This is a genomic window from uncultured Tissierella sp. (genome assembly GCF_902479755.1).
GTDB classification, from domain to species: Bacteria; Bacillota; Clostridia; order Tissierellales; family Tissierellaceae; genus Tissierella; species Tissierella carlieri.
The window spans coordinates 1-26,423 of record NZ_CABSQO010000048.1 but is presented as its reverse complement, the minus strand read 5'-3'; the positions used below and the strand labels follow the sequence as shown (position 1 = coordinate 26,423).

At 32.5% G+C, this 26,423-nt stretch carries 28 protein-coding genes; 1 reads left to right on the top strand and 27 read right to left on the bottom strand.

The window, feature by feature from the left end; all coding sequences use genetic code 11:
* The 12 genes from RDK80_RS17855 to RDK80_RS17800 form a co-directional block, all read right to left on the bottom strand.
* On the bottom strand, positions 1-374 hold a 374-nt coding region (locus RDK80_RS17855; RefSeq protein ID WP_308525055.1), incomplete at its 3' end, for an ATP synthase subunit I.
* A 4-nt stretch (positions 375-378) separates the two neighbouring features.
* The gene (locus RDK80_RS17850) at positions 379-606 is read right to left on the bottom strand and encodes an AtpZ/AtpI family protein (protein WP_094899618.1); all 228 of its coding nucleotides are present in this window, start codon (positions 604-606) and stop codon (positions 379-381) included.
* Positions 607-1,030: 424 nt separating this feature from the next.
* Positions 1,031-1,681 carry a CoA transferase subunit B gene (locus tag RDK80_RS17845; protein WP_216554700.1) on the bottom strand — a complete coding sequence of 217 codons (651 nt, stop codon included), beginning with the start codon at positions 1,679-1,681 and terminating at the stop codon, positions 1,031-1,033.
* Positions 1,681-2,337, bottom strand: coding sequence for a CoA transferase subunit A (locus RDK80_RS17840; RefSeq protein WP_094899616.1), 657 nt, complete (start codon positions 2,335-2,337; stop codon positions 1,681-1,683). The genes RDK80_RS17845 and RDK80_RS17840 overlap by 1 nt, the downstream gene beginning before the upstream one ends.
* Before the next feature lie 181 nt (positions 2,338-2,518).
* Entirely contained in the window at positions 2,519-3,697 is a 1,179-nt protein-coding gene (locus tag RDK80_RS17835; RefSeq protein WP_216554698.1) for an acetyl-CoA C-acetyltransferase, read from the bottom strand.
* Between the two features lie 296 nt (positions 3,698-3,993).
* Positions 3,994-5,376, bottom strand: coding sequence for a sigma-54-dependent Fis family transcriptional regulator (locus RDK80_RS17830; RefSeq protein ID WP_216554696.1), 1,383 nt, complete (start codon positions 5,374-5,376; stop codon positions 3,994-3,996).
* A 105-nt stretch (positions 5,377-5,481) separates the two neighbouring features.
* Positions 5,482-6,630 (bottom strand): non-hydrolyzing UDP-N-acetylglucosamine 2-epimerase, encoded by a 1,149-nt coding sequence (wecB, locus tag RDK80_RS17825; RefSeq protein ID WP_308525054.1) that lies wholly within the window; start codon positions 6,628-6,630, stop codon positions 5,482-5,484.
* A gap of 142 nt (positions 6,631-6,772) precedes the next feature.
* Positions 6,773-7,804: a glycosyltransferase family 4 protein gene (locus RDK80_RS17820; protein WP_094899613.1), complete on the bottom strand. Its 1,032-nt coding sequence runs from the start codon at positions 7,802-7,804 to the stop codon at positions 6,773-6,775.
* 17 nt (positions 7,805-7,821) lie between these two features.
* On the bottom strand, positions 7,822-8,451 hold the full coding sequence (upp, locus tag RDK80_RS17815; protein WP_094899612.1) for a uracil phosphoribosyltransferase: 630 nt from the start codon (positions 8,449-8,451) through the stop codon (positions 7,822-7,824).
* A 54-nt stretch (positions 8,452-8,505) separates the two neighbouring features.
* Positions 8,506-8,943: a ribose 5-phosphate isomerase B gene (rpiB, locus tag RDK80_RS17810; RefSeq protein ID WP_094899611.1), complete on the bottom strand. Its 438-nt coding sequence runs from the start codon at positions 8,941-8,943 to the stop codon at positions 8,506-8,508.
* Positions 8,944-8,960: 17 nt separating this feature from the next.
* Positions 8,961-9,416, bottom strand: a complete 456-nt coding sequence (locus tag RDK80_RS17805) for a low molecular weight protein arginine phosphatase (protein WP_308525053.1) — start codon at positions 9,414-9,416, stop codon at positions 8,961-8,963.
* A gap of 14 nt (positions 9,417-9,430) precedes the next feature.
* Positions 9,431-10,480, bottom strand: coding sequence for an L-threonylcarbamoyladenylate synthase (locus tag RDK80_RS17800; RefSeq protein WP_094899609.1), 1,050 nt, complete (start codon positions 10,478-10,480; stop codon positions 9,431-9,433).
* A gap of 480 nt (positions 10,481-10,960) precedes the next feature.
* On the opposite strand from RDK80_RS17800, the gene RDK80_RS17795 reads away from it, so the two are divergent.
* Positions 10,961-11,671, top strand: a complete 711-nt coding sequence (locus RDK80_RS17795) for a ZIP family metal transporter (protein WP_216554674.1) — start codon at positions 10,961-10,963, stop codon at positions 11,669-11,671.
* 41 nt (positions 11,672-11,712) lie between these two features.
* Here RDK80_RS17795 and prfA read toward each other — a convergent pair whose 3' ends face one another.
* The 15 genes from prfA to RDK80_RS20160 all read right to left on the bottom strand — a co-directional run bounded on the left by prfA (position 11,713) and on the right by RDK80_RS20160 (position 26,373).
* Positions 11,713-12,780: a peptide chain release factor 1 gene (gene prfA / locus RDK80_RS17790; RefSeq protein ID WP_094899607.1), complete on the bottom strand. Its 1,068-nt coding sequence runs from the start codon at positions 12,778-12,780 to the stop codon at positions 11,713-11,715.
* Between the two features lie 213 nt (positions 12,781-12,993).
* Positions 12,994-13,512, bottom strand: coding sequence for a chromate transporter (locus RDK80_RS17785; RefSeq protein WP_216554661.1), 519 nt, complete (start codon positions 13,510-13,512; stop codon positions 12,994-12,996).
* A complete protein-coding gene (locus RDK80_RS17780) occupies positions 13,509-14,051 on the bottom strand; it encodes a chromate transporter (protein ID WP_094899605.1) in 543 nt (180 codons plus the stop codon). Before RDK80_RS17780 ends, RDK80_RS17785 begins: the two co-directional genes overlap by 4 nt.
* Positions 14,052-14,070: 19 nt before the next feature.
* The gene (gene prmC / locus RDK80_RS17775; protein WP_308525052.1) at positions 14,071-14,907 is read right to left on the bottom strand and encodes a peptide chain release factor N(5)-glutamine methyltransferase; all 837 of its coding nucleotides are present in this window, start codon (positions 14,905-14,907) and stop codon (positions 14,071-14,073) included.
* Complete coding sequence (locus tag RDK80_RS17770; RefSeq protein ID WP_308525051.1) at positions 14,901-15,851, bottom strand: DUF1385 domain-containing protein; 951 nt, start codon at positions 15,849-15,851, stop codon at positions 14,901-14,903. The genes prmC and RDK80_RS17770 overlap by 7 nt, the downstream gene beginning before the upstream one ends.
* A gap of 432 nt (positions 15,852-16,283) precedes the next feature.
* Positions 16,284-16,484: a 50S ribosomal protein L31 gene (gene rpmE, locus RDK80_RS17765; RefSeq protein WP_094899603.1), complete on the bottom strand. Its 201-nt coding sequence runs from the start codon at positions 16,482-16,484 to the stop codon at positions 16,284-16,286.
* Between the two features lie 95 nt (positions 16,485-16,579).
* Positions 16,580-17,950 carry a transcription termination factor Rho gene (gene rho, locus RDK80_RS17760; RefSeq protein WP_094899602.1) on the bottom strand — a complete coding sequence of 457 codons (1,371 nt, stop codon included), beginning with the start codon at positions 17,948-17,950 and terminating at the stop codon, positions 16,580-16,582.
* A 279-nt stretch (positions 17,951-18,229) separates the two neighbouring features.
* Positions 18,230-19,198, bottom strand: coding sequence for a class II fructose-bisphosphatase (gene glpX, locus RDK80_RS17755; protein ID WP_094899601.1), 969 nt, complete (start codon positions 19,196-19,198; stop codon positions 18,230-18,232).
* A gap of 11 nt (positions 19,199-19,209) precedes the next feature.
* Positions 19,210-19,857, bottom strand: a complete 648-nt coding sequence (gene fsa, locus RDK80_RS17750) for a fructose-6-phosphate aldolase (RefSeq protein ID WP_094899600.1) — start codon at positions 19,855-19,857, stop codon at positions 19,210-19,212.
* Positions 19,858-19,995: 138 nt separating this feature from the next.
* Positions 19,996-20,847, bottom strand: coding sequence for a class II fructose-1,6-bisphosphate aldolase (locus tag RDK80_RS17745; protein ID WP_308525050.1), 852 nt, complete (start codon positions 20,845-20,847; stop codon positions 19,996-19,998).
* A gap of 165 nt (positions 20,848-21,012) precedes the next feature.
* Positions 21,013-23,508, bottom strand: a complete 2,496-nt coding sequence (locus tag RDK80_RS17740; protein ID WP_308525049.1) for an FtsX-like permease family protein — start codon at positions 23,506-23,508, stop codon at positions 21,013-21,015.
* Positions 23,501-24,181, bottom strand: coding sequence for an ABC transporter ATP-binding protein (locus tag RDK80_RS17735; RefSeq protein ID WP_308525056.1), 681 nt, complete (start codon positions 24,179-24,181; stop codon positions 23,501-23,503). The genes RDK80_RS17740 and RDK80_RS17735 overlap by 8 nt, the downstream gene beginning before the upstream one ends.
* 384 nt (positions 24,182-24,565) lie before the next feature.
* On the bottom strand, positions 24,566-25,453 hold the full coding sequence (locus RDK80_RS17730; RefSeq protein ID WP_308525048.1) for a HAMP domain-containing sensor histidine kinase: 888 nt from the start codon (positions 25,451-25,453) through the stop codon (positions 24,566-24,568).
* Positions 25,450-26,118, bottom strand: a complete 669-nt coding sequence (locus RDK80_RS17725; RefSeq protein WP_308525047.1) for a response regulator transcription factor — start codon at positions 26,116-26,118, stop codon at positions 25,450-25,452. The genes RDK80_RS17730 and RDK80_RS17725 overlap by 4 nt, the downstream gene beginning before the upstream one ends.
* 171 nt (positions 26,119-26,289) lie before the next feature.
* Positions 26,290-26,373, bottom strand: coding sequence for a putative holin-like toxin (locus RDK80_RS20160; RefSeq protein ID WP_374041683.1), 84 nt, complete (start codon positions 26,371-26,373; stop codon positions 26,290-26,292).
* Positions 26,374-26,423: the final 50 nt, after the last annotated feature.

The following is a 26,423-nucleotide window of genomic DNA, read 5'->3' as shown; positions in this document are numbered from 1 at the left end:
TGATATTTCTGAAAATCTTTGTCAAATATCCCTGAACCTAATATGACAATTTTGACCATTAAAAGCCCCAAAATAGCTGCAGGAAAATTAAGATAATCTGCTATGGCAGCTACTGAAAGTACAATAAAATATATCAAATATCTTAAAATATAGTGTACAGTAGAATAAGCAGCAGCTTTACCTGGTGACATTTCCACAGCCTTATTTATAGTATTATGAAGCAATTTAAACCCTAATATACTAATTATTGCTCCAAATATATACCCAAGTATAATTGGCTTAGAATTTTTAAATATAAAAGCAGCACTTCCAATAATTAATAGTGAAATTATACTTACTCGTTTTGTTACTTTAAACACTAAGTCATTATTCATATATTCACTTCCTTTTGTTTCCTTTATTGCCAGCTAATTTAAATATATTCAAAAAACCTGCACCAACACCAAAAATAATGAAGATAATAGAAAAGATACCATTCGTACCAACTTTATTATCTATAAATTGCCCCAAGAAAACACCGAGCAAAATAGGTGTAATAACAGAGAGGCCAACTTGAGTAATCAAAGTTAGGTTTTGAAAGATATCCTTATAGTTTTTATTCTTCATTTCCTCACTCCATGGTAAACATTTTTCATTAGTATGTTATAATTATAACATTAACGTGTCACATTACGCAAAGAATATTTTTAAAATACTATTGCAATTATATAAAATTTTACAATATTATGCAAGTAATTTAATGCAATATTGCAAAATTTGACTATCACAATATAACAAAAACTTCTATTGAGACGTTAATATATTAAGAAATCTATTTCCTACACCTATTTAAATTCAAGCTTATATTAAAGAAAAAGAAAGTCTTTTTTGGACAATACATAAGCAACTTACACAAAATCAAAGATTTCGGCAATCTGCTTAAAACATATTTAGATCATAGCAAGTTCTAAAATGGAAAAGAGAAAAAATAGAACTTTCCTATTCGTTATAAAAAATAGCCCTTAGGTACTAAGGGCTATTTCAGAAAAATTTAGATTTCCATCTTTATTAAGTTTTCAGAAATTATTAACTTAGCTTCTGTAGCTGCTTGCACTTCTTCTACAGTAAATTCTGGATTAATTTCCTTCAATACTAAACCTTCTTTAGTTACTTCTATAACTCCCATTTCAGTAATAATAAGATTTACTTCTCCCGCAGCTGTCAATGGAAGGTTGCATTCCTTTAATATCTTATGACTTCCTTTTACGGTATGTTCCATAGCTACTATTACCTTTTTAGCTCCTGTTACTAAATCCATAGCTCCTCCCATACCTGGAACCATTTTTCCTGGTATCATCCAGTTAGCAAGATTACCTTTTTCATCTACCTGAAGTGCTCCAAGTACTGTCATATCAACATGACCTCCACGAATAATACCAAAGGATGTAGCGGAGTCAAAGAATATTCCACCAGGCAGAATAGTTACACATTGAGCTCCTGCATTTACTATATAAGGGTCCTCTTTGCCTTCTTCTGGAGCAGGTCCAAGGCCTATAAATCCATTTTCTGATTGGAAAAACACTGTCATATTTTCAGGTACATGGTTAGCTACCATAGTTGGCAATCCGATGCCAAGGTTAACTACGTCTCCGTCTTTTAGTTCTTTAGCTACACGTCTAGCAATGAATTCTTTCTTATCCATTATTTGTCACCTCCATTAACAATATAATCTACAAATATTCCTGAAGTAACAACATCATTAGGATCAAGTTCTCCTATTTCTAAAACCTTTTCAGCTTCAACGATTACTGTATCTGCAGCAGTAGCCATAAGTGTGTTGAAATTTCTTGTAGCACCATGATATACGATATTACCAAATTTATCTACAGTTGCTCCAGCAATTAAAGCAACGTCTGCTCTAAGTGGTTTCTCAAGAAGATATGTCTTTCCATCAATTATCATTTTTTCTTTACCTTCTTCAACTATTGTACCTACTCCTGTTGGTGTTAAAAATCCACCAAGTCCAGCTCCTCCTGCCCTTACTTGCTCTGCAAGAGTTCCTTGTGGTACTAATACTACCTCCATTTCGCCAGAATTCATTTGATTTCCAGTTTCACGGTTTGTCCCAACATGAGAAGCTATAAGTTTTTTAATTTGTTTATTTACTACCAATTTACCCGCACCTATTTCTGGAAAACCAGAATCATTGCAAATTAATGTTAAATCTTTAACACCCTTTTTCACAAGAGCGTCGATTAATCTGTGTGGTGATCCACATCCTAAGAATCCACCGATCATAATAGTCATACCATCTTTAATATGATCTATAGCTGCATCAATAGATATAACTTTATTCATAAATATAACCTCCTTTATTTAGTCAATAGTGAAGAGAGAATAGTGAATAGTTTTAGAATTAGTGAAAATCCAATAGTTTAAAAGATAAGGATAGCCATCTCTTTTAGCCTTTCAAACTATTATTTATTCACTATTATATATAACTACTTTCTGTTATTCACTATTCACTTTTAATTATTCACTATCTTTTAACTATCATAGCTATTCCTTGTCCTCCACCTATACATAGGGTAGCTAAACCATTTTTAGCATCTCTCTTTGCCATTTCATGTAATAATGAAACTAATATTCTAGCTCCTGAAGCGCCTATTGGATGACCTAAAGCTATAGCTCCACCATTTACGTTAACTTTATCAGTGTCAAGGTTAAGATCCTTTATAACTGATAATGCTTGAGCTGCAAAAGCTTCGTTTGCTTCTATTAAATCTAAATCTTCTACTGTCATATTAGCTTTAGTTAAAGCTTTTCTTGTAGCCGGAATAGGTCCAGTTCCCATTAAGGATGGCTCCACCCCTGCTGAAGCATAGGATGCAATAGTAGCTAATGGAGTAATTCCTAGCTCGTCAGCCTTTTCTTTACTCATTACAACTAAAGCAGCTGCTCCATCATTGATACCAGAAGCATTTCCTGCAGTTACACTACCATCTTTCTTAAATGCTGGTCTAAGTTTTCCTAACGTCTCTATGGTAGTACCAAATTTTGGATATTCATCAGTATCAACAACTATTGGATCTCCCTTTCTTTGAGGAATCTCAACAGCAATAATTTCTTCTTTAAATCTTCCACTCTTTACAGCTTCTTCTGCTTTGTTTTGGCTTCCTAATGATAATTGATCTTGTTCCTCACGAGTAAGGCCATATTTTTCTACAATATTTTCTGCTGTAATTCCCATATGGTAATTATTGAAAATATCAGTTAGACCATCTTGTACCATGTAATCTTCTATTTGACCATTACCCATTCTTTGACCCCATCTAGCAGATTTTAATAGATATGGAGCCTGACTCATATTCTCTGTACCACCTGCTAATACTATATCTGCTTCTCCTGCTAAAATAGCCTGAGCTGCCAACGCAACTGTCTTTAGTCCAGAACCACAAACTTTATTAACTGTAAAAGAAGGTACTTCTACAGGAATACCTGCATGTACTGATACCTGTCTAGCAACGTTTTGGCCTAATCCAGCTTGTAATACATTACCAAAAATAACTTCATCTACCATACTTGGATCTACTTTTGCTCTTTTTAGGGCTTCCTTAGCTACTATAGTACCAAGTTGCACTGCAGAAACATCTTTAAACTTACCTCCAAATGCACCAATAGGTGTTCTAACTGCTGAAGCAATAACAACTTCTCTCATTTTTATACCTCCTATAATTTATTTGTTTTTTAAATCAATCTATTTGTAATTTTTTATTAAATCCATATAATAAATATAATAGCAATTATTGTGCCAAGTTATATAAAAAGTATTTTATTGACTAAAACTGTTGAGTTCACTAATGTATATGATATATAAATTAAATTATGATTTTTTTGATATGATGTAATATTTATAGAGTGTACGTTTTATTATACAGTTTGCTTATATTTATATAAAAATCATGTAGCAAAAAGTATACATCATCAATAATTTTGTATATTTCTAGCTACATTTCAACTTTCTATTTTATACTTATCAATCTTTTTATATAGAGCTGTCCTGTGTATTCCCAATTTCTCGGCAGCTAGAGATTTATTTCCCTTGGTCAAAACAAGAGCTTTCTCTATGGCTTCTTTTTCAGCTACTAAAACAACATCCTTTAATAAAGGTATATCATCTGGGTCTCCCACTATATAGCTTGCCCTATTCATAAGTCTTTCTGGTAGATGTTCTGGCAAAATAATCCTACCTGTAGAAAGATTAATTGCTCTTTCCAATACATTTCTTAGTTCTCTTACATTTCCTGGCCAACTATATGATTTAAGGATTTTTATAGTTTCTCTAGCCAGCTCTTTTTCTCCTAGGTTCATTTCCCTAAGTAAAAAAGCAAGAATATCCTGACTCAAAGGCTCTATATCCTCAATTCTTTCATGAAGTGGTGGAATTTCTATAGTTATTACATTTAATCTGTAGTATAAATCCTCCCTGAATTTACCCTTTTTTATTGCTTCTTCTATATTTTCATTTGTAGCTGCTATAACTCTAGCATCGAATGAAACTTTTTTGTTACTGCCAATTCTTTCAAATTCTTTAGATTCTAATACCCTAAGAATTTTTGCCTGCATTTCTAAAGGCATATCTCCTATTTCATCTAAAAAAATGGTTCCTCCTGAAGCAAGTTCAAATTTTCCAACCTTACCTTCTTTTCTAGCTCCAGTAAATGCACCACTATCATATCCAAATAACTCGGATTCTAATAAGTCTTTGGGGATTGCAGCACAATTAATAGCTATAAAGGCCTCTCCCTTTCTATAGCTTGCTCTATGAATTGCATGTGCAAATAACTCCTTACCAGTACCAGATTCTCCTGTAATAAGCACAGTTGAATTTGTTTCTGCTGCCATCCTACCAACCTTTTTTAAATATTCCATCTTTGGATTTCTAGTGATAATACTATCAAAGGAGTACTTACTCCCTTCTATTCTTTCAATTTCACCTCTATATTTATTTATCTTTGATTGCAAATCAAGGAGCTGGTGAGCCAACTCCTTTACTTCGCTGATATCTTTAAAAAGCACTGTGCCTACGGCTCCAATTACTTTGTTCTGCTTTATTATGGGAATACGGTTTGTAATCATATCATGACCTTGTATTCTCTGTACATCTCTTAACTCCTTAGCCCCTGTCTTTACTACAATATGCATACGAGTATTTTCGATAATTTCTTCTACTGGTTTTCCGATTGCGTCTTCTTCTTTTATTCCTAAAAGCTTTTCATAATTCATCTTAACTATTTTGCCTTCAGGATCAACTAATACATAGCCTTCATATGCATAATTTAAAATATCCTCTAACATTTCAAAACTATCCCTAAGTTCAGTTAATTTATCTACCAAAATCTCAACCCCTTTTTTAATGCACAATTCACTTCTCTAATTCACAATTCACAGTTCACAATTCACAATTGCTTTAGCACGTTTTTAGGGCCTTTTGCCCCTAGTTCACCGCTTTCCCAATTGTGCATTGTTTAAGTTGTGCATCGTGCATTGTGAATTGATCAATATGTCTACTATTCTCTCACTTGCCTTTCCATCTCCATATGGATTTACAGCATTAGCCATCTTATTATATTCATCCTTATTTGATAACAGAAGATTAAGCTCATTAAATACACTCTCATATTTAGTACCTACTAGTTTAGCTGTTCCAGCCTCTATTCCTTCTGGTCTTTCTGTTTCTTCACGAACTACAAGTACAGGCTTGCCAAAGGTAGGTCCTTCTTCTTGAAGTCCACCTGAATCTGTAACGATTAGATGTGCTTTTGCCATAAGATTTGCCATAGGTGCATAATCTAAAGGCTCTATCAAATGTATCCTATCATTGTTTGTTAAAACTTTATTAGCAATTTCTCGTACCTTAGGATTTAGATGCATAGGAAAAACTAATTCTACATCTTCATATTTTTCCATAATATCTTTAATTGCAGTAAATATATTTTCCATAGGCTTACCAATATTTTCACTCCTATGGGCTGTAATTAAAATTACTCTTTTATTCTCATAATCTAGATTGTTTAATAAATCAATATCAAATATGTAATCTTCTTTGATAACATACTTTAAAGCATCTATTACAGTATTGCCTGTAATAAATATTTTTTCATCTGGATAATCTTCTTTTAATAAGTTTTGCCTATTCCTTTCTGTTGGAGCAAAATGAAAATTTGCAAGTAAACCAGCTAATCTCCTATTAGCTTCCTCAGGATATGGTGAATATAGATTTCCACTACGAAGTCCTGCTTCTACATGCCCAACCTTTACCTTTTGATAAAATGCAGCTAAAGCTCCTGCAAATACTGTAGTAGTATCACCTTGAACCAGTAGTACGTCAGGCTTCTCCTTTATAATTACTTCCTCTAGACCTTCTAAGGCCCTTGTTGTGATTTCTGTTAGAGTTTGTCCAGGTTTAAATATATTCAAATCATAATCCGGTTTTATATTAAATATATTTAGTACCGGATCTAACATCTGTCTATGTTGAGCAGTAATGCATATAACAGATTCAATACCTTCTCTCTTCTCCAACTCCTTAATTATTGGAGCCATCTTGATTCCCTCTGGTCTTGTACCAAAGACAGTCATTATTTTCATAAGATAAATCATCCTTTCATCTCTTTAGTGAATAACTAATAGTGAATAGTTGAAAAGACTAAAAGACCCCAAAAATCCTTATCCTGAACTATTCACTTTTCACTCTTCACTATTCACTGCTTTTAATACTCTTAACTATTCGCTATCTCTTCTCAAATATCCCCAGCTTTATGGCTACTAGCACTGATACGATAAGTAACACTAAAGATAAATATACAGCCTGTCTACTATTGGCTTGAGATACTAATATTGCAAATAAGCCAAAAATCGCAGATATGCCATAAAGTATTAGCACGGATTTTCTCTGAGAATACCCTCTACTTAAAAGCCTATGGTGTAAATGTCCTTTATCTGCCGCTGATATAGATTGCCCATTTAATAATCTCCTAAATATTGCAAAAGTAGTATCAAAAATGGGTACAGATAATATAAGTATAGGTGCAACAATAGCAATGGTTGCTACGCTCTTCATAACACCTTCTATTGTTATGGCGGCTAACATAAATCCTAAGAATAATGCACCAGTATCACCCATGAAAATCTTCGCTGGGTTAAAATTAAATGGTAAAAAGCCTAAACATGCACCAGCTATAGCAGCTGACATTATGATCACACTGATATAATTGCTAGTATACCCTTTACTAGCTACAATCATAAGGGTTATACTTGATATCATAGCAACTCCCGCAGATAATCCATCTAATCCATCTATGAAGTTTAATGTATTAGTAATACCAACTACCCAAAACAAAGTAATAGGTATAGATAACCAATTTAAGTACAGCAGTGAGCTGTTTTTTGTAAAGGGATTTGTAATGAAATCAACTTTCACATCACCAAATATAAGTATCAAGCCTGCTATGATTTGAAACATAAATTTAGTTTTAGGTTTTAGCTCCTTAAGATCGTCTATTATGCCCCCTATTACAATAACAGTTCCACCTATTATTATTGAAATAATTTCTTTTTCTAAAGGTAAAAATATTAAAGTAACCACAATTACTGCTACAAATATAGCCAAACCACCAATAAGTGGCATAGCCTCTTTGTGCACTCTTCTATCATCTTTTGGAATATCAACGGCCCCTACCTTAAATGCTAGTTTCCTTACCAAAGGAGTAGACAAATATGAAATAACCGTTGCTAGCAAAAATGGTGCAATAAAGCTTTTCATAGCAAATCCCTCTCCTTTTATTTAGTTCCGAACAATCTGTCACCAGCATCTCCAAGACCTGGGACTATATAGGCGTGATCATTTAGTTTTTCATCTAAAGCAGCTACATAAATATCTACATCTGGATGAGAATCTGTTACAGCCTTCACTCCCTCAGGAGCAGCTATCAAGCAAACTAATTTTATGCTTGTGGCACCTCTCTTTTTTAAAAAGTCTATTGCAGCTACAGCCGAACCTCCTGTTGCAAGCATAGGGTCTAAGACTATCAATTCTCTTTCTTCAATATCTTGAGGTAATTTACAATAATACTCTACAGGTTTTAACGTCTCTGGATCTCTATAAAGCCCAATATGTCCTACACGAGCCGCTGGCAAAAGATTTAACATACCATCAACCATACCAAGTCCTGCTCTAAGTATTGGTATAAGTCCCACCTTCTTACCTGATATAACTTGTGATTTCATTTTCATAAGAGGGGTTTCTATTTCAATCTCCTCTAAAGGTAAATCTCTAGTTACCTCATAACCCATAAGCATTGAAACCTCTGTAACTAATTCTCTAAACTCCTTAGATCCTGTATTTTTATCTCTTATAAATGTAAGTTTATGTTTAATAAGAGGATGGTCAAATACTACTACGTTTCCCATATGAAAAACTCCTTTCTCAACATTAATTATTTTCCTTGAAAATTATATCATAAACTAGCCTTCAATTTCACTTATTTTTTCTACTCTTTTTTCATGCCTTCCGCCTTCAAATTGTGTTTTTAACCATATAGAAACTATTTCTAAAGCCAAATCTCTTCCAATTACCCTGCCTCCAAGAGCTAAAATATTAGCATCATTATGTTCTCTGCTCATTCTGGCTGAGTAGGTATCTCCACATAATGCACATCTAATTCCCTTTACCTTATTGCAAGCTATAGAAATACCAATACCTGTGCCGCAGATGACAATAGCCTTATCCACTTCTTTGGATACAACAGCTTCAGATACCTTTTTTCCATAATCTGGATAATCCACTGATTCGATGGAATTTGTGCCATAATCAATATAAGAAATTCCCTCTCTATCTAAATACTCCTTAATATATTCCTTTAATTCAAAACCACCATGATCACTGCCTATGCCTATTTTCATTTATATTCATCCTCTCTTTAATTAATTGTCAATTGGCCATTGTCAATTATCTTTTTTATTGCTTTATAAATTTCTTCTCTTGTATGTTCATATAAGAGAAGATTTCCACCATAGGGATCTGCTATATCTTTATCTATTTTATAAACATATTCTAATAAAGCAAAAATCTTATCCTTAGCCGACGGAAAATTTGATATTATAATTTCCTTATGAGGTTTAGACATAGTTAAAATCAAATCAGCCTCGTCGACTAAATCTCTATGAAGCTGTCTTGCTTTATGCTTCGATATATCGATTCCGATTTTCTTCATAGCTTCTATAGAATTCCTAGATGCATTATCTCCATCGAATACAGAGATTCCTGCAGATTTGACTTCTAGGCTTAATTTTTTTTCTTTGGCTATAGATTTCAAAATCCCCTCTGCCATAGGACTTCTACAAGTATTACCAGTACATACAAACAAAACTATCATTTAGTTCTCTCCTTCTAAACCTTAATAATTCTACCGCCAGCAGCCTTCATCATTCTATTCATTATTGCTATTCCTAAATGTGATGGTTCAACCCCCTCTGCTAAGATGATATCTACATTCTCCTCATCAAACAGTCTAAGGGTATTAAATAAATTACGAGCAATGGTTTCGTTATTTCGCCTGCTGCCCATAGATATTATCAGCCCATCCTTATAAATTTCCTTTGTTTCATCAGTACAAATAACCCCTACCCTTTTACCAATAGCCATATATTCTTTAGTCTTTGCCATAATAGCATCTGTTATCTTATCAATATCACCGCTAAAAACAAGCATCTCTGATTTTGGAGCATAATGTCTATATTTTTGTCCAGGGGATTTAGGAATTATATTTGCATCCTCTTTTATTATAGCAAAGTCTATAGTTACATTGGGGATTATTTTCTGTAAATCTTCCTTAGTTACTCCTCCTGGACGAAGAATCATAGGTAAATCTCCTGATAAATCTAGTACCGTTGACTCTAATCCTACTCCTGTCTCTCCGCCATCTACTATCATATCTACTTTATCCATTAAGTCATCTATTACATGCTTAGCTGATGTAGGACTAGGTCTTCCTGATATATTAGCAGAAGGTGCAGCTATGGGAACATTTGACATTTTTATTAGCTCCAATGCTATTTTATTCTCCGGCATCCTAATTGCTACAGTATCTAATCCTGCAGTAATTATATTTGGTACTTTATCGGATTTTGGCAGAAGGATTGTTAACGGTCCAGGCCAAAATTCCTCCATGCATTTTTTAGCTATATCTGGAATTTCCTCCACTAGCTCCTCAACTTGCTCTACTGAATAGACGTGAAGAATCAATGGATTATCTTCGGGTCTTCCCTTTGCAGCAAATATTTTTTTTGCCGCATTTTCATCAAATCCATTTGCACCAAGTCCATATACGGTTTCAGTTGGAAATGCAACTAATCCACTATTTTTAATTATATTTACCGCATCAATTATTAAATCACTGTTTATATTGTCTTTATCAATTTTTATTATTTTTGTCTTCATACTTACCTCTCACCTTACTTGTAAATAATGGGGAAACAGTGAATAATTAACAGTCAATGATTAATAGCTGAAAATCAAAATACACGGACTTCTTCTTAAAACTATTCACTTTTAACTTTTCACTATTCACTAATTTTATAACTTTTAACTTTTCACTATTCACTAATTTTATAACTTTTAACTATTCACTGACTTTTTTGCTTTATATTATTATATATTATTACCTACAAATTAACAATTCACAATTCACATAAGTAAGAATCCAAAATTGCAAACTATAGAAATCCCAAAAACATAACTTTTAGGTACTGTAATTATACAAAAAACTTTGATAATTACAGCAATTTGGCTTAGCTACTTATACCTACTATCCAAAGTATAATTCAATAATTCTTTATTGTGTATTTATCTGATACTCATTCATCAATTAGAATAATAATTATTAGAAACCTTTCATATTTATTAATGGGAGGGGTTAAAATGAGTGAATGGATTATAGGTATTATTGGACTTTTAGTAGGTGTCATAGGCATTAGTTTAGGAAGTATAATTGGAATATATATAAAGAAAACAGATAAAGTGTTAAGTTTTTTATTAGGATTGACTGGTGGATTTATGATGTTTATAGTAAGCTTTCACTTATTTCCTGAAGCATTTTACATAGGTGGGGTACTTAATGTGATATTAGGTGTTACAATAGGTATATTGGTTATTATTATATTGGAAACTTTATTAGATAAGTTATCTTGCTTTGTGAATATAAAGACAGGTGCAATTTTGGGATTAAGTGTGGCTATACATAGTATCCCAGAAGGTATGGCTCTAGGCTCTACCTTAGTTGGCATCTCTGATTTTGGATTAGTTCTTACTATGGCAATGCTCTTACACAATATTCCTGAAGGGATGTCTATCTCACTACCTCTAAGTATGAATAAGATTAAGACTTGGAAAATAATGCTATTTAGCGTTCTAGTGGGAATGACTACTGGAATAGGAGCATATATCGGTGCTTATTTAGGTAATATTTCTAATACTGTTATTTCCCTCTGCTTAGCTAGTGCAGGAGGTATCATGTTATATATAGTCTGTGATGAATTAATCCCAACGGGAAAAACCCTCCACAGAGGAAGGTTTTCTAGTATTGGTACTGTTGTTGGATTTATATTAGGTATTGTATTATATTTTAAATAAATAAAAAAACGGTAACCGTAAAAGGTCACCGTTTTTGTTATCTATTCTTCTGAACTTAATTTTTCTGCTTGGTCTGAGGTAATTAAAGCATCTATCATCTCATCTAAATCACCATCTACAAAGGCATCTAACTTATATAGCGTTAGATTGATTCTATGGTCTGTAACTCTACCTTGCGGGAAATTATATGTTCTAATTCTTTCTGATCTATCGCCTGTACCTACTTGACCCTTTCTCTCTTCAGCTATTTCTGCTGCTTGATCTGTTAATAACTTATCGTATAATTTAGTTTTTAATATTTTCATTGCCTTTTCTCTATTTTTGATTTGGCTTCTTTCGTCTTGGCAGGCAACTACCACTCCTGTAGGTAAATGAGTGATTCTAACAGCAGAATCAGTAGTATTTACGTGCTGTCCACCTGCCCCAGATGATCTATAAATATCTATTTTTAAATCCTTCTCTTGTATATCTATATCAACATCTTCCGCTTCAGGCAACACTGCAACTGTAGATGTTGATGTGTGTATTCTACCACTTGCTTCAGTTTCAGGTACTCTTTGAACTCTGTGTACACCAGATTCGTATTTTAGTCTACTATAAGCACCCTTACCTTTTATCATAAATATTACTTCTTTAAATCCACCAATACCTATTTCATTCGTACTCATTATTTCTACTTTCCATCTATTTCTCTCTGCATATCTTGAGTACATTCTAAATAAAACCCCTGAGAATAAAGCAGCTTCATCTCCTCCGGCTCCACCTCTTATTTCTACAATAACATTCTTATGATCATTTGGATCCTTTGGTACTAATAATACTCTCAATTCTTCCTCAATAGCTTCTAAAGAAGCTTCGAGGTCTTTTATCTCCTCTTTAACTAATTCTTTCATTTCATCATCTAATTTATCTCTAAGCATTTCTTTTGCTTCTTCAAGATTGTCTCTAGTTTCTACAAATTCTCTATATTTAAATACGATAGGCTCTATATCAGAATGTTCCTTCATCAATTTTTGAAACAATACTCTGTCATTTATTACTTCCATATCCATTACTTTTTCGCCTAATTCAATGTATTTCTCTTCAATTGCAGCTAATTTATCTAGCATATTCTCACTCCCCTATATTCAATTAACGATTAACAATATTCAGTTAACAATTAAAAACATTGAAATAAATCAATTTGTTAAAAATATTATTCTCTTATCTTTTAATTATTAATTGAAAAATTCCTATTTAATTTTATTTTTTAACTTTAATCATACCTTATTAAGTATGAATTTTATTTTATCAATTGTCAATTATTTTTTATTAATTTCCAATTAAAAAATAAACGCTCCCACTGTACCAGCAATTACAATTGTAAGTATAGGATGCAATTTTTTAAATGAGGTTAAGTAAAATAGGATAACCATCAATACCAAACTCTTTATATCTATAACAGCATCCTTGGCCACAGTTATACTAGCAGAAGCAATAAGGCCTAATACAACTGGTCTTATTCCTGTAAATGCCCAAGTAATATAAGGAGAATCCTTAACCTTTGACAGAAAATGAGCTATAATAAGTATTATAACTATAGATGGCAGAACTACAGCAATCGTAGCCGCTACAGATCCTAATATTCCCGCTACCTTATATCCCAAGAAAGTAGCAGAATTTATTGCAACTGGCCCTGGTGTCATTTCTACTACAGCCAATATATCTATAAATTCCTTAGTCGTCAACCAACCATGGACATCTATTATCTCTTTTCTTATCAATGGTAGCATAGCATATCCGCCACCAAAACTAAAGGCCCCTATTTTTAAAAATGATATAAAAAGCTTCAATACATTCATATTTTCTTCTCCTTATTTTTAAAATAGATAATTGAGCCAAAAGCAGCTATAAGAATTATTATTATAGGACTAATATCCAATATTATTATAGCCAAAACTGTAAGTAAAGCTCCTGCTATCATAGAAACACTAAGTTTCATTTTTGATCCCAGTTTATATACTGCTGAAAATATTAATGCTGCTACTGCAGGTCTTATTCCTAGAAATATTTTCTCCACAATAGGATTTCCTCTATACCCCCAAAAAAACTTAACAATAAGGAGTATAATCACAAAAGAAGGAAGAACAGTCCCTAATGTACAAAATAGAGCTCCTTTTAAACCTGCCTTTTTATATCCCACATAAGTACTTGTATTCACAGCTACAGGTCCTGGAGTTACCTCAGCTATAGCCAATATATCCATAAATTCTTCTGTGGTAAGCCATTGGTTTTCATCAACAACTTCCCTTTGAATTAAAGGAAGCATAGCATATCCCCCACCAATAGTAAATGCACCTATTTTAAAAAACGTTGAAAATAATTTAAATAGCAACTTCATTGAAAGCACAACTCCTTTACTATTTAATACCTAAAACTACTCTATCAAGTCCTTGTAGATCTTTTAAAACTGATACTTTATTAAATCCTTCCGAATGTAAAATCTCTACAATATCCTCTCCCTGATCGTAACCAATTTCATATATCAAAAGTCCATTATCGTCTAAAAATTGTTTACTTTCAGGTGTAATCTTCCTGTAAAAGTCTAAACCATCTAATCCACCATCTAAAGCAAGCCTTGGTTCAAAATCCTTTACTGTCGTATCTAAATTTTCAATTTCTTTAGAAGCAATATATGGTGGATTAGATGCTATTATTTGGAATCCACCATCTAAATCAAGCCCTTCTAGTGCTTTAAACAAATCACCTTTATAAAAATTAACATTGAACAAATTTAATTTCTCTTTATTAATATTTGCTACCTTAATTGCAGTATCTGAAATATCGACTCCGTAGACAAAGGCATTTTTACAATAGTGAGCTATACTCAATGAAATAGCACCACTACCAATGCCCAAATCTAACACTTTAATATTTCTATCCCCATAATTTTTATTTATATAGTCTATAGTATACTCTACTAAAATTTCAGTATCTGGTCTAGGGACTAGAACTCCTTCCTCTAAATAAAAATCTAGCCCCATAAACTCTCTTTCTCCTAATATATACTGTATAGGATATCCCCTAGCTCTTTCTTCCATGAGATACAAAAACTTTTCCTCGACTTCTTTTGAGACTTCCCTATCTCCATAGGTATATATATAGGATTTATCTACATCTAATAATTTGCATAATATTAGAATTGAATCTAAGATGGAATTTTCCGACTTCCTTAGTAGATTATTTATTGTTACCATCTATCCTCATCCTTATTATCTGTTAAAACTGCTTTTAATGATTCTATGGCCACTTGAATTTGCTCACAATCAGGCTCTTTTACTGTAGCTAGTTTTTGAATCATTAGGCCAGGATAAGAAAGAAGATAAGCTAATTTTGAACTACTTTTCCCAATAAGCCTATTTATTTCATAAGATATACCTGCAATTACAGGAAACATCAAAATCCTCACAACAAATCTTTGTAATGGATTCGGCCAGCCAAAGAATGATAAGACCAATATACTAATTATCATTACCATAAATAAAAAGCTAGTTCCACATCTTGGATGAAGAATTGGATGTTTCTTTACATTTTCAACTGTAAGCTCTTCTTCATTTTCATAGCAATGTATAGTCTTATGTTCAGCACCATGATATTCAAATACTCTTCTAATATCATCTAGTTTAGACACTCCTATTATATATATTAAGAATATTATTATTCTAACTAAGCCTTCTATAAGATTTAAACCTATTGAGCTATTAATTCTACCCTTAAAGAAATTGGTTAAAAGAGTAGGCAATATCATAAATATTCCTACAGCAAGTATGATAGAGCTGATTACAGCAAAAACCATCTCAATATCTCCTGCTTTATCTTTAAATATCTTTTGAGTAAAACTTTCTTTAGATGAGGTTTCTTCTTCCTCTTCATAGAATTCCGCTGAATACATCAATGCTCTAGTACCAAACATTAAAGCCTCTACAAGTCCTACTATTCCCCTGATAAATGGAAGTTTGAATATTTTATACCTCATACCCAAAGTGTTTAACTTTTCCATTTTTATTTCAATTTCTCCATCAGGTTTTCTAACAGCAATAGCTATATCCTTTGGTCCACGCATCATAACCCCTTCTATTAGTGCCTGTCCTCCAATGCTTGTAATATGTTTGGGTACTCTATCTAAATTCTTTATTTTCATATATTCACCCCCGAATTTTTGGTCTTTTCTCTTGAGCAGAGTTGTTACTACTTTGTTTCGTCATGTTAGGTATCTCGCAACTCAAATTTATTTGCTCCCTATCGGTCGCATAAATTTGGTGCTCATTGCGTTTTTGTCCAATGAGCACTCGCGAATTGCAGACAAAACGGACAGCGAAGCGAACGTTAGTGAGCGTAGAAATGAGCGTAGCGAATGTTACGTTTGACCTACATCCTTCCTTACTATACTTTTGATAGTAGGACATCCACGCAGTCTCACTGCACAAATTCACTTGCTCATTGTCATTCGCATGAATTTGGCGTTCGTTGCGTTTGACCTACCTACAGTTCACTCACTTCGTTCGTTCACTGGGTTAGGTCATAAAAAATAAAGGTTAGTTGCTCAAGCATCTAACCTAGTTTTCTGAAGAAATTAATCCATATTATATTTCTTCTTGAATTTTTCAACACGTCCACCACGTTCAACGAATTTTTGACGACCTGTAAAGAATGGATGACATTCTGAACAGATTTCAACTCTTAATTCATCTTTAACAGAACCTGTTGTAAATGTATTTCCACAGGCACAAGTTACAGTAGCTTCTTTATAATTTGGATGAATATCCGCCTTCATTCCTTTCACCTCTCTTCAACTGCTAATATATAGCAAAAAAACATTCTTTCATAATTCAACCATTAAATTATAGCATATAATTTTTTTCTTTTCAACTAAAACCAAATTTTATTTCTCATCTCATCTATGAATTGGTCGTTATTTCTAGTTTTTACTAAGTTTTCTATTAAATTCTCAGTCACATCTTGTGTAGGTGCATTTCCCATAGCTTTTCTTATAGCCCATATTGTTTCAAGTTCTTTTTGAGATAAAAGTAATTCTTCTCTCCTAGTTCCTGATTTATTAATATCAACAGCTGGGAATATTCTCTTCTCGGATAATTTTCTATCCAAATGAATTTCCATATTACCCGTTCCTTTAAATTCTTCAAATATAACATCATCCATACGGCTGCCAGTCTCTACTAAAGCCGTAGCAAGAATAGTTAAAGAGCCGCCTTCTTCTAAATTTCTTGCAGCACCAAAAAATCTCTTAGGTTTATGTAATGCACCTGGATCTAATCCTCCTGAGAGAGTTCTACCTGTAGCTGGTATCGTTAAGTTATATGCTCTAGCAAGCCTTGTAATACTATCTAGTAAAACCACTACATCTTTACCATGTTCTACCAACCTTTTTGCTCTTTCCAATACAATTTCCGCAACCTTTGTATGATGTTGTGGTAGTTCATCAAATGTTGAGTAAACTACATCACCCTTTACTGATCTTTTCATATCAGTTACCTCTTCAGGTCTTTCATCTATTAAAAGTACAATCACTTCTACTTCAGGATGATTTTTTTCTATAGAATTCGCAACCATTTTAAGTAAAGATGTCTTTCCAGCCTTTGGCGGAGACACAATCATACCTCTTTGTCCCTTGCCAATAGGTGCGATTAAATCAATCATCCTAGTAGCAAGCTCAGAGGAATTAGTTTCAAGTTTTAATCTTTTAGTTGGGTATATGGGAGTCAAACTATCGAAATTAGGTCTTTTTGTACAGGTTTCTGGATGCATTCCATTAACAGATTTTATATAGAGAAGAGCTTTATATCTTTCTCCAGGATTTGGATCTCTAGTAACGCCAAAGATTTTATCTCCTGTTCTTAATCTAAATCGTCTGATTTGAGACGGGGAAATGTATATATCCTCATCACCAGATAAATAATTATCAGATCTTAAAAAACCATAACCATCTGCATGTAACTCGAGGATTCCTTCAGCCCCGTTTATCTTATCCATATTCTCCAATTCTTCCGTGACTTTTTCGGGTAAATCCTCAGTTTCAATATCTTTAATATTTATTTTTACTTCATTTTCATCAGATAACTCTTTTTCTTCTAATTTCTCTTTTTCTTCCGAAGCAAAGTTTTGAAGTATTATATCCTTTAACTCGTCCTTCTTATATTTATAAGGACTGGCTATTCCTTGAGATTTTGCAATCTCTCTTAGTTCGCCTATTTTTTTATCCGACAGATCATGTTCCGTCAAACATAAACACCCCTTTCATCAATTGACAATTCACAATTCACAATTCACTAGATAAACAAACCCTAAAGGACTACTGAATTATACCCTGCGGGGCAAATATCAGTAGCTAAGTGATGAACACAAAATCAAAAACCATGATTTTGGTTCCCTACTTAAGTTCACAATTAAAAGATTTAAAGACTAGATTCCTCGCTTTGCCCAGAATAGCAATCTCTTTATTTATGTTTTCAATTGTGCATTGTGCATTGTGCATCGTGAATTGTGCATTGTGCATTGTTTCTATTTTGCGTATTCTGGTTTTTTATCTAATTTGTGAGTAGCCTCAATAAATCTTATAGTGCCTGTCTCCGCTCTCAAAACTAGAGTATGAGTTGAAGCAACATTATTTTCTAGATACTTCACTCCTTGAAGTAGTTCTCCATGTGATACACCTGTTGCTGCAAAAACTATTTCATCTCCCTTTACAAGGTCATCTGTCTTATATACTTTATTTAAGTCAACGCCCATCTCTATACATCTTCTTTTTTGTTCTTCTGTCACAGGATGTAAAATGCCTTGGAATTCACCACCCATACATTTTAGGGCTGCCGCAGTTATAACTCCCTCAGGAGCTCCTCCTATACCTACCATCATATCCACACCTGTATTTTCAAAACATGTATTTATGGCAGCAATCACATCTCCATCAGTAATCATTCTAATCCTTGCTCCAGCTTTTCTTATACTTGCTACCAAGTCATTGTGCCTTGGCCTATCAAGCATAGTTATAGTAACTTCTGATACATCTTTATCTAAAGCCTTAGCAACTTGAGCTATATTGTCCTCTATAGGAGCATTGATATCTATAACTCCAGCTGCTTTTGGTCCTACAGCTATTTTTTTCATGTAAGTATCTGGAGCATGAAGCATGCAACCCCTCGGAGCTATAGCTACTACAGAAACAGCATCAGGACGGCCATATGCAATGGAGCTTGTTCCGTCTAGAGGGTCTACTGCTATATCTATTTTTAAACTATCTGGACCTGCTATGCCTATTTGTTCTCCAATATATAGCATAGGTGCCTCGTCAATCTCACCTTCACCAATAACTACGACTCCGTCTATATTTACAGTATCAAACATACGCCTCATAGCATCAACGGCAGCCTGGTCTGCAGCATTCTTGTCTCCTCTACCTAAAAATTTTGCACTAGCTAACGCAGCTGCTTCCGTTACTCTTGCTAAATTTAATGCCAAATTTCTATCCATCTTAACACTCCCTATTTAATTTGTAAGCCTTCCCAATCCTTTAAAAATTTATCTATACCTATATCAGTCAATGGATGATCAAGCATTTGTCCAAATACTTTATATGGTATAGTTGAAATATGGGCTCCAGCTTTTGCAGCATCTAATACATGAATAGGATGTCTAATACTTGCTGCAATTATTTCAGTATTTATATTGTGAATATTAAATACTTGAACTATATCTTCAATAATGTAAATTCCTTCATTACTAATATCATCTAGTCTTCCTACAAAAGGACTTACATAAGTAGCCCCAGCACGAGCTGCAAGTAAAGCTTGGTTAGCCGAAAAAATCAAAGTCACATTAGTCTTGATTCCTTCTTCAGCTAAAACCTTTACAGCTTTTAGTCCTTCTTTAGTCATAGGAATCTTGATAACAATATTTGGATGAATTTTAACTAACTCCCTAGCTTCCCTCAGCATTCCTTCCTTATCTAAAGAAATAACCTCAGCACTAATAGGTCCATCTACTATGTCAGCAATTTCTTTAACAACTTCCTTGAAATCTCTACCCTCCTTAGCAATCAAGCTAGGATTGGTGGTGACTCCACAGATAACTCCCCATTCATTAATTTCTTTTATTTCTTCTATATTTGCAGTATCAATAAAAAGCTTCATACTATACCCCCCTTTTTTTCCAATGCACAATGCACAGTTCACAGCTCACAATTGCTAGAGTCTAGCTATTAGGTCTATCTAAGTGACAGTAGGTCACCATTTTAATTGTGAATCGTGCATTGTGAATTGTGAATTAGTTTAAGCCTTATTAACTGAGCCGAATATATGCATTTTTTCTTTAATTTTTTCTTTCATTCGAGTTTTTGCAGGAGTTAATATTTTTCTTGGATCAATATTATCTGGATTAGCTTTAATGAAGTCTTTTACTCCTTCAGCAAATGCTATTCTAAGATCTGTATCTATGTTTATCTTACAAATTCCTAAAGATATAGCTTTTCTCAGAGCCTCTTCAGGAACTCCAGAAGAACCATGTAACACTAGGGGAACTCCTACCTTATCTCTTATGACCTTTATTCTATCGAAGTCAAGTTTTGGTTCTCCCTTATATACACCATGAGCAGTACCTACTGCTATTGCTAAAAAGTCTATATTAGTTTCCTTTACAAATCTTAATGCTTCCTCCGGATCTGTAAAAGTAGCATCTCTTTCATCTACAGTAATATGATCTTCAGTACCCCCAATCTTTCCTAACTCTGCCTCAACAGAAACACCTACAGCATGAGCTACCTCTATTACCTTATTAGTATATGCAATATTTTCATCTAGTGCAAATCTAGATCCGTCAATCATTACAGAAGTAAAACCATGTCTAATACATAACATTACTTGGTCAAAATCAGTACCATGATCTAAGTGTAAAGCTACTGGCACCTTAGCATTTCTAGCAGCTATCTTTCCTAAACTAGCAATATACTCTATACCAGCATATTTAATTCCACCTTGACTAGCTTGAAGAATCACTGGTGAATTAGTTTCTTCAGCAGCTTCAATAATAGCTTGCACTATCTCCATATTATTTACATTAAAAGCACCAACGGCATATCCATTTTTTTGAGCATCTAATAACAATTCTCTTCCGGTAACTAACATTTAATTCCCTCCATTTTTCTTATTATATACTATTATATCAGATTTCAAAACTATTAGAGTAAGAAATTTGGATAAAAACATAACAATAAGTATCTTTTTTGATGACTAGCACCAAAAAAGATACTTATTTAATATATAATACATCCTATTTGTTTTATAAACTCTTTAATCGTCTCTTCTAATCCTTTCCACTATACTTTCCTTTACCATAGATTTATTTATGATATAAGGTAAAACAATGCCTAGAGTAATTATAATAGGTAGAGCTATAACAAGTGGTTTAAGAGTGAAATTATAAGTAGCAAAAAAAGCTTTACTAATCAGTTTATTTATTACAGTAGCAGATATAGCTATAGAGAATATTGCAGATATCATCATAGTTCCTAAAGCATAAAATACCCCTTCTCCTATAAGCATAGAATTCAACTGTCTTCTTGTCATTCCTATACTTTGAAGTAATGCAAATTCTCTTTTTCTTGTAATTATACTTGTTATTATAGAATTGATAAAATTAATAATTCCTACTAAGGCTACAATAAAACTTAAAAAACCTCCCACCAATAAAAACATGTTTTTAAAGTTATCAAATTCTTTTTTTTGTTTATCTCTAGAATCATAATCTAAAGTATAATCAATATTATTTGTATAGTCTTCTAAGAAATTTTCATAGTCAGCTATATTTATATCCTCTACATCAAATTGATAGACCATAATAGATGGGTCACTTACCATTTCTTTGTAAATACTTGAGGGCAAATATAGGAGTTGACTATATTTTGGTTTTGAATCATCACCTATTGACATATTTATATATCTAGCAGAATTTGAATAACCATAAGATATAATAGCCATTACTTCAAACTCTCTAACTCCATTTTCTGTATTTAGTTTAACTTTATCTCCAACATCATACTGCATCTTATCTAATTCTAAGACACCATTGTTATTAGTATATCCACCATATATAATATAGTTTCCACTCATTAATTTTTCCATGTCAATTTGACCCTTTAGTATCTTTTGTTTATCTATTAGATAACCATCTAATCCATATAGCTGAATAGGAGTTCGATTCTGAGGTTCCAAATCTTTTTCGCTTAATAACTCAACATAATTATCTGGAGTATAATAGATTCTACCCCCATTTTTAAATCCTTCTTTACTATTTATTAAATCTATTATATTCTCATTTAAACTATCCTCTTTAAACCTAAAGTCAGCTTTAAAATATTTTCCAGAGCCTAAAACAAAATCTGCATTGACAAATCCACTTAAAAATTTATTCATATCAAGACTATTTGCTACAGTATATACAGAATTGAGTAGGATTAAGCTTAATGACATGGATAGAAGAACAATAATAGTTCTAGTTTTATTTCTAAATAAATTAGATATTGCCATTTTACTAATATTAACTCCTGCTTCTGATCTTCTTATATAACTATAGTTCATCTTATCAATATCTGTAGCCTTTACTGCTTCCACTGGAGATACCCTTCCTGCTATCTTTCCTGGCTTTCTACAGGATATAAAAACTGTAATTAAAGAAAATATTATAGAAAACAAAAAAATTAAAACATTGATACTATTTACTACTTTATCTCCAACTGTTGTAATAGAAGCTATTCTAGGAAGTATAAGAACTCCTGCAAAGTATCCTAATATTAATCCTATTGGGATTCCTATTAAAGATATAAAAAAAGCCTGTCTTCTTATAATCCTCATAATCTGCTTTTTAGTTGTACCTACAGTTTTCAGTAGCCCATAGAATTTAATATCTGAAACTACAGAAATCTGAAATATATTATATATAATCAAATATCCTGTAAAGATGATAATCAATAGAATCAATACCATGCCACCTATAGTAATAGGATCAGCATCTTCCAGCTTTCCTGACATATATCCCCAATTAACTCCAATATCAATAGCTGGACCTTCTTCATTAGGAGTATATCCACTTTCTGATTGAACCTGAATTAATTTTTCTTCAATATTCTTTGAATTAGAAAACATTACATCTAAGTAATATATATTTTCCTGTAAATTAAGGGAATCTGCATATTCTTTTGATGTAAACACCATCCTTGCCATCATAGCCTCATCTGCATCGTAGAATCCTGATAGTATAAACTCATCTTCTATAGTTTCTAGTACTATTCCATTTTCTTCAATAGTATATCTTAATTTAATTTTTTCTCCTACTCTATGAGGAATTTCAAGTAAATCTAGCACTAAAGTATCAGTAATTATCTCATTTTTTTCTACGGGTAACCTCCCAGTAGTAGGATAATTAAAACCTCTTTTAATATAATTTTCATCTCCATATGAAATCTCTACTTGCTCCTTAATAAATTCATCATTTATTACAGAGCCAATCATTTGTCTTATTCCTATTTCTTTAATTAATGGATGAGTCTTTAATTTGTCTATATCTTCTTTATTTATCCTCTTAAACCCCCCATGAAATGTAGTTCCCACCATTCTCATTGTCTCAAGCTCCATAGAATTCTTCATACCAAATCCTATAGTAAAAAGACTTGTAAATAATAAGGTAGTCAATGCAATAGCAATAAAGGCAATAATATTTCTTCTACGATTGTTCTTTAAACTAGCAATAGCAATTTTATTGATAATCTTTCTATTGTTTACCTTATTCATTTATCTCACCACCATGAATTTTACCGTCTTCAATTCTAATAATACGGTCTGCCATTTGAGCAATTTCTTCATTGTGAGTAATCATAATAAGAGTCTGATTAAATCTTTTACTAGATACCTTTATTAATCCCATAACATCTAAACTAGTCTTACTATCTAAATTACCCGTTGGCTCATCAGCTAATATAATAGACGGTTTAGTAGCCAATGCACGACCAATAGCGACTCTTTGCTGCTGCCCACCGGAAAGTTGATTTGGCATATTATATCTTTTATCTTCAATTCCCAAAGTCTTAAATATCTCTTCGATATATTGCCTGTCAATTTCATTTCCATCTAAAGAAATAGGAAGTGTAATGTTTTCATATACATTCAAAACCGGGATTAAATTATAGCTTTGAAAAATAAATCCAATTTTTCTTCTACGGAATATAGTGAGTTCATCATCCTTGAGTTTAAATATATTCTTGCCATCAATTATAACCTCTCCGGATGTAGGTCTGTCTAATCCCCCTAGCATATGCAATAAGGTAGATTTTCCTGATCCAGAAGTTCCCACAATAGCTACAAACTCTCCTCGTTTTACTTCTATGCTAACTCCATCTAATGCCTTCACCAAATTCTTATCATCACCATAGTATTTTTTTAAATCCAGAGTCTTCAAAATTTCCATACAAATCACCTCATCTTTCTCAGTTTGAAAGTCCAAATTTGTTCACTCCCGTTGGTCGTGCAAATTTGGTTCTCATTGCCTTTTTTGTCCAATGAGCACTCGCGAATTGCAGACAAAACAGACAGCGTACCGAATGTTGCGTTTGACCTACATCAACTCACTGTCGTTCGTTGTGTTAGGTCATTTTCCGCAGTCTCACTGCACAAATTCATTTGCTCGTTGCCACTCGCATGAATTTGGCGTTCGTTGCGTTTGACCTACATCAACTCACTGTCGTTCGTTGTGTTAGGTCATAAAAAATAGTCTATAACTTCTAATATAGACTATAGCAAACTACTCTTTCAAAATCCTTTCTAGATTCTAACAGTTATGAAAGAATTATATTTACTTTTTATCCTTTGGTAAAAATACAGAAAATCTAGTTTGTTTAGAGGAAGATTCCACTTGAATATAGCCTCCTTGTCCTTCTATGATTTCTCTTGATAAGTACAAACCTATGCCTACTCCCTCTTTATCCCTTACATTTTCACCTCTATAAAATCTTTGGAATATCTTGTTGATTTCTTCTTCCTTAATTCCTATTCCCTCATTTAAAATATCAACTCTAAGAAAAATAGTATATTCTATAATTCTTATATGGATATTTCTGTCTTCTAAACCATATTTAATCCCGTTATCCACAATATTATATATAGCTTCCTCCGTCCACTTAAAGTCAAAGAAGGCAAAGTGCTCATCCTCTTCTATAAAGTCTATATAAATATTCTTTTTCTCCGCATTTTTCAAACTAGAATTAATGATATCTTTAATTAAATCATTAACACTATTCAAACTAGAATTTAATTTTATTATTCCCGTTTCTAATCTAGATGTCTTTATTAAATTTTGAATTAAAAAACTTAATTTATTTGCTTGAAAGACGATTTCATCAACATATTCTATAGATTGATTTTCCTTTAAAAGTTGTGAATAAAGCATGATATTTGATATTGGTGTTTTAGATTGATGTGAAATGTCAGAAATCAAAACTTCTATATTTTTCTTTTGGTTAAATAAGTTTTTTTCCGTTGCTTGAGAATCCAATAGGTATCTATAAAATTTTGATTCTATTTTGGATAACTCTGATTCGTCAAAGCTTTTTTCAGTAAAATTCCCCTTTATAGCCAAGTCTAACATTTCATTAATTCTAATAGTTATAAGTTCCATATTTTTTCTTATATATAGAATATATATTATTAAAACTATAATGATCACAGTTAAAAAAATCTTCATGAATTAATCCCCCAAGTATAACCTACTCCATATATGGTTTTAATATATTCATGAGCATCTAATTTATTTCTCAGCCTATTTATACTAACAGAAAGAGCATTTTCATCTACATATTCAGCACCGTCAGACCAGATTTTATCAATCAATATATCTCTAGACACTACCTTTCCAATATTCTGTATTAGTATATTTAGCAACTTATATTCTGTTTTACTCAAAATAATTTCCCTATTACCCTTCAGAAAAACCATATCGTCAAAATTAAAAGAATAGTCATCTATTTCAAATTTATTTACAACTTTTTGCGATGAGCGCCTTAAAAGCGCTAAAACTCTAGCTCTTAAAACCATAAGACTAAAAGGTTTAGTAATATAGTCATCAGCTCCAAGTTCAAATCCTGTAACTATATCGACCTCCATATCTTTAGCAGTTAGCATTACTATAGGGACTTCACTTATTCTGCGAATCTCTTTGCAAAATTCCATTCCATCTCCATCAGGTAAATTTAGATCTAGAATAATTAAATCTATATCATTTTCCAAAAATATCTTTCTGCCCTCACTTAAATTATATCCTTGATAAAAATTATAATCTTCATGTTTTAATGATAGAGCAATCCCCTTATTTAAAGCTATGTCATCTTCTATTATTAAAATATTTTTCAATACTATCACCTGCCTAATTTGAAAATTGCCATAATATATAATCTTTCACTGTTTATTTTAATCTATGTTTTGGTATAATATAAATAAAATAAGGCAATCGACATCACAAGATGTGATTGCCACTCATAGTGATTTTAAAGCCTAATCACTCTGTATGGCGGTGCAGGGTGATTATTTTTTTCCTTTAACATTATCCTTTATTAGAATAACTACTAAGGAGATTAGTGATATAATAAGCATACCAAACGAAATCATTAATTTAAATATAGTATAATTAATAGTGAATAGATAGTTTAATATAACTA

Bases quoted from the DNA above. Each gene is read 5' to 3' on its own strand.
- rpiB (WP_094899611.1), bottom strand. From the start codon at position 8,943: ATGAAAATAGGCATAGGCAGTGATCATGGTGGTTTTGAATTAAAGGAA.
- RDK80_RS17785 (WP_216554661.1), bottom strand. From the start codon at position 13,512: ATGAATGTATTGAAGCTTTTTATATCATTTTTAAAAATAGGGGCCTTT.
- glpX (WP_094899601.1), bottom strand. From the start codon at position 19,198: ATGGATAGAAATTTGGCATTAAATTTAGCAAGAGTAACGGAAGCAGCT.
- RDK80_RS20160 (WP_374041683.1), bottom strand. From the start codon at position 26,373: ATGATTTCGTTTGGTATGCTTATTATATCACTAATCTCCTTAGTAGTT.
- wecB (WP_308525054.1), bottom strand. From the start codon at position 6,630: ATGAAAATAATGACTGTCTTTGGTACAAGACCAGAGGGAATCAAGATG.
- RDK80_RS17730 (WP_308525048.1), bottom strand. From the start codon at position 25,453: ATGAAGATTTTTTTAACTGTGATCATTATAGTTTTAATAATATATATT.
- RDK80_RS17745 (WP_308525050.1), bottom strand. From the start codon at position 20,847: ATGTTAGTTACCGGAAGAGAATTGTTATTAGATGCTCAAAAAAATGGA.
- RDK80_RS17800 (WP_094899609.1), bottom strand. From the start codon at position 10,480: ATGAAGACAAAAATAATAAAAATTGATAAAGACAATATAAACAGTGAT.
- RDK80_RS17835 (WP_216554698.1), bottom strand. From the start codon at position 3,697: ATGAGAGAAGTTGTTATTGCTTCAGCAGTTAGAACACCTATTGGTGCA.
- RDK80_RS17770 (WP_308525051.1), bottom strand. From the start codon at position 15,851: ATGAAAATAAAGAATTTAGATAGAGTACCCAAACATATTACAAGCATT.
- RDK80_RS17820 (WP_094899613.1), bottom strand. From the start codon at position 7,804: ATGAAAAGCTTTATTGCACCATTTTTGCTAGCAACGGTTATTTCATAT.
- RDK80_RS17805 (WP_308525053.1), bottom strand. From the start codon at position 9,416: ATGATAGTTTTGTTTGTATGTACTGGTAATACTTGTAGAAGTCCTATG.
- prmC (WP_308525052.1), bottom strand. From the start codon at position 14,907: ATGGTAACAATAAATAATCTACTAAGGAAGTCGGAAAATTCCATCTTA.
- upp (WP_094899612.1), bottom strand. From the start codon at position 8,451: ATGGGAAACGTAGTAGTATTTGACCATCCTCTTATTAAACATAAACTT.
- RDK80_RS17735 (WP_308525056.1), bottom strand. From the start codon at position 24,181: ATGGAAATTTTGAAGACTCTGGATTTAAAAAAATACTATGGTGATGAT.
- RDK80_RS17845 (WP_216554700.1), bottom strand. From the start codon at position 1,681: ATGGATAAGAAAGAATTCATTGCTAGACGTGTAGCTAAAGAACTAAAA.
- RDK80_RS17780 (WP_094899605.1), bottom strand. From the start codon at position 14,051: ATGAAGTTGCTATTTAAATTATTTTCAACGTTTTTTAAAATAGGTGCA.
- RDK80_RS17850 (WP_094899618.1), bottom strand. From the start codon at position 606: ATGAAGAATAAAAACTATAAGGATATCTTTCAAAACCTAACTTTGATT.
- RDK80_RS17795 (WP_216554674.1), top strand. From the start codon at position 10,961: ATGAGTGAATGGATTATAGGTATTATTGGACTTTTAGTAGGTGTCATA.
- RDK80_RS17740 (WP_308525049.1), bottom strand. From the start codon at position 23,508: ATGAATAAGGTAAACAATAGAAAGATTATCAATAAAATTGCTATTGCT.
- rpmE (WP_094899603.1), bottom strand. From the start codon at position 16,484: ATGAAGGCGGATATTCATCCAAATTATAAAGAAGCTACTGTAACTTGT.
- prfA (WP_094899607.1), bottom strand. From the start codon at position 12,780: ATGCTAGATAAATTAGCTGCAATTGAAGAGAAATACATTGAATTAGGC.
- fsa (WP_094899600.1), bottom strand. From the start codon at position 19,857: ATGAAGCTTTTTATTGATACTGCAAATATAGAAGAAATAAAAGAAATT.
- RDK80_RS17840 (WP_094899616.1), bottom strand. From the start codon at position 2,337: ATGAATAAAGTTATATCTATTGATGCAGCTATAGATCATATTAAAGAT.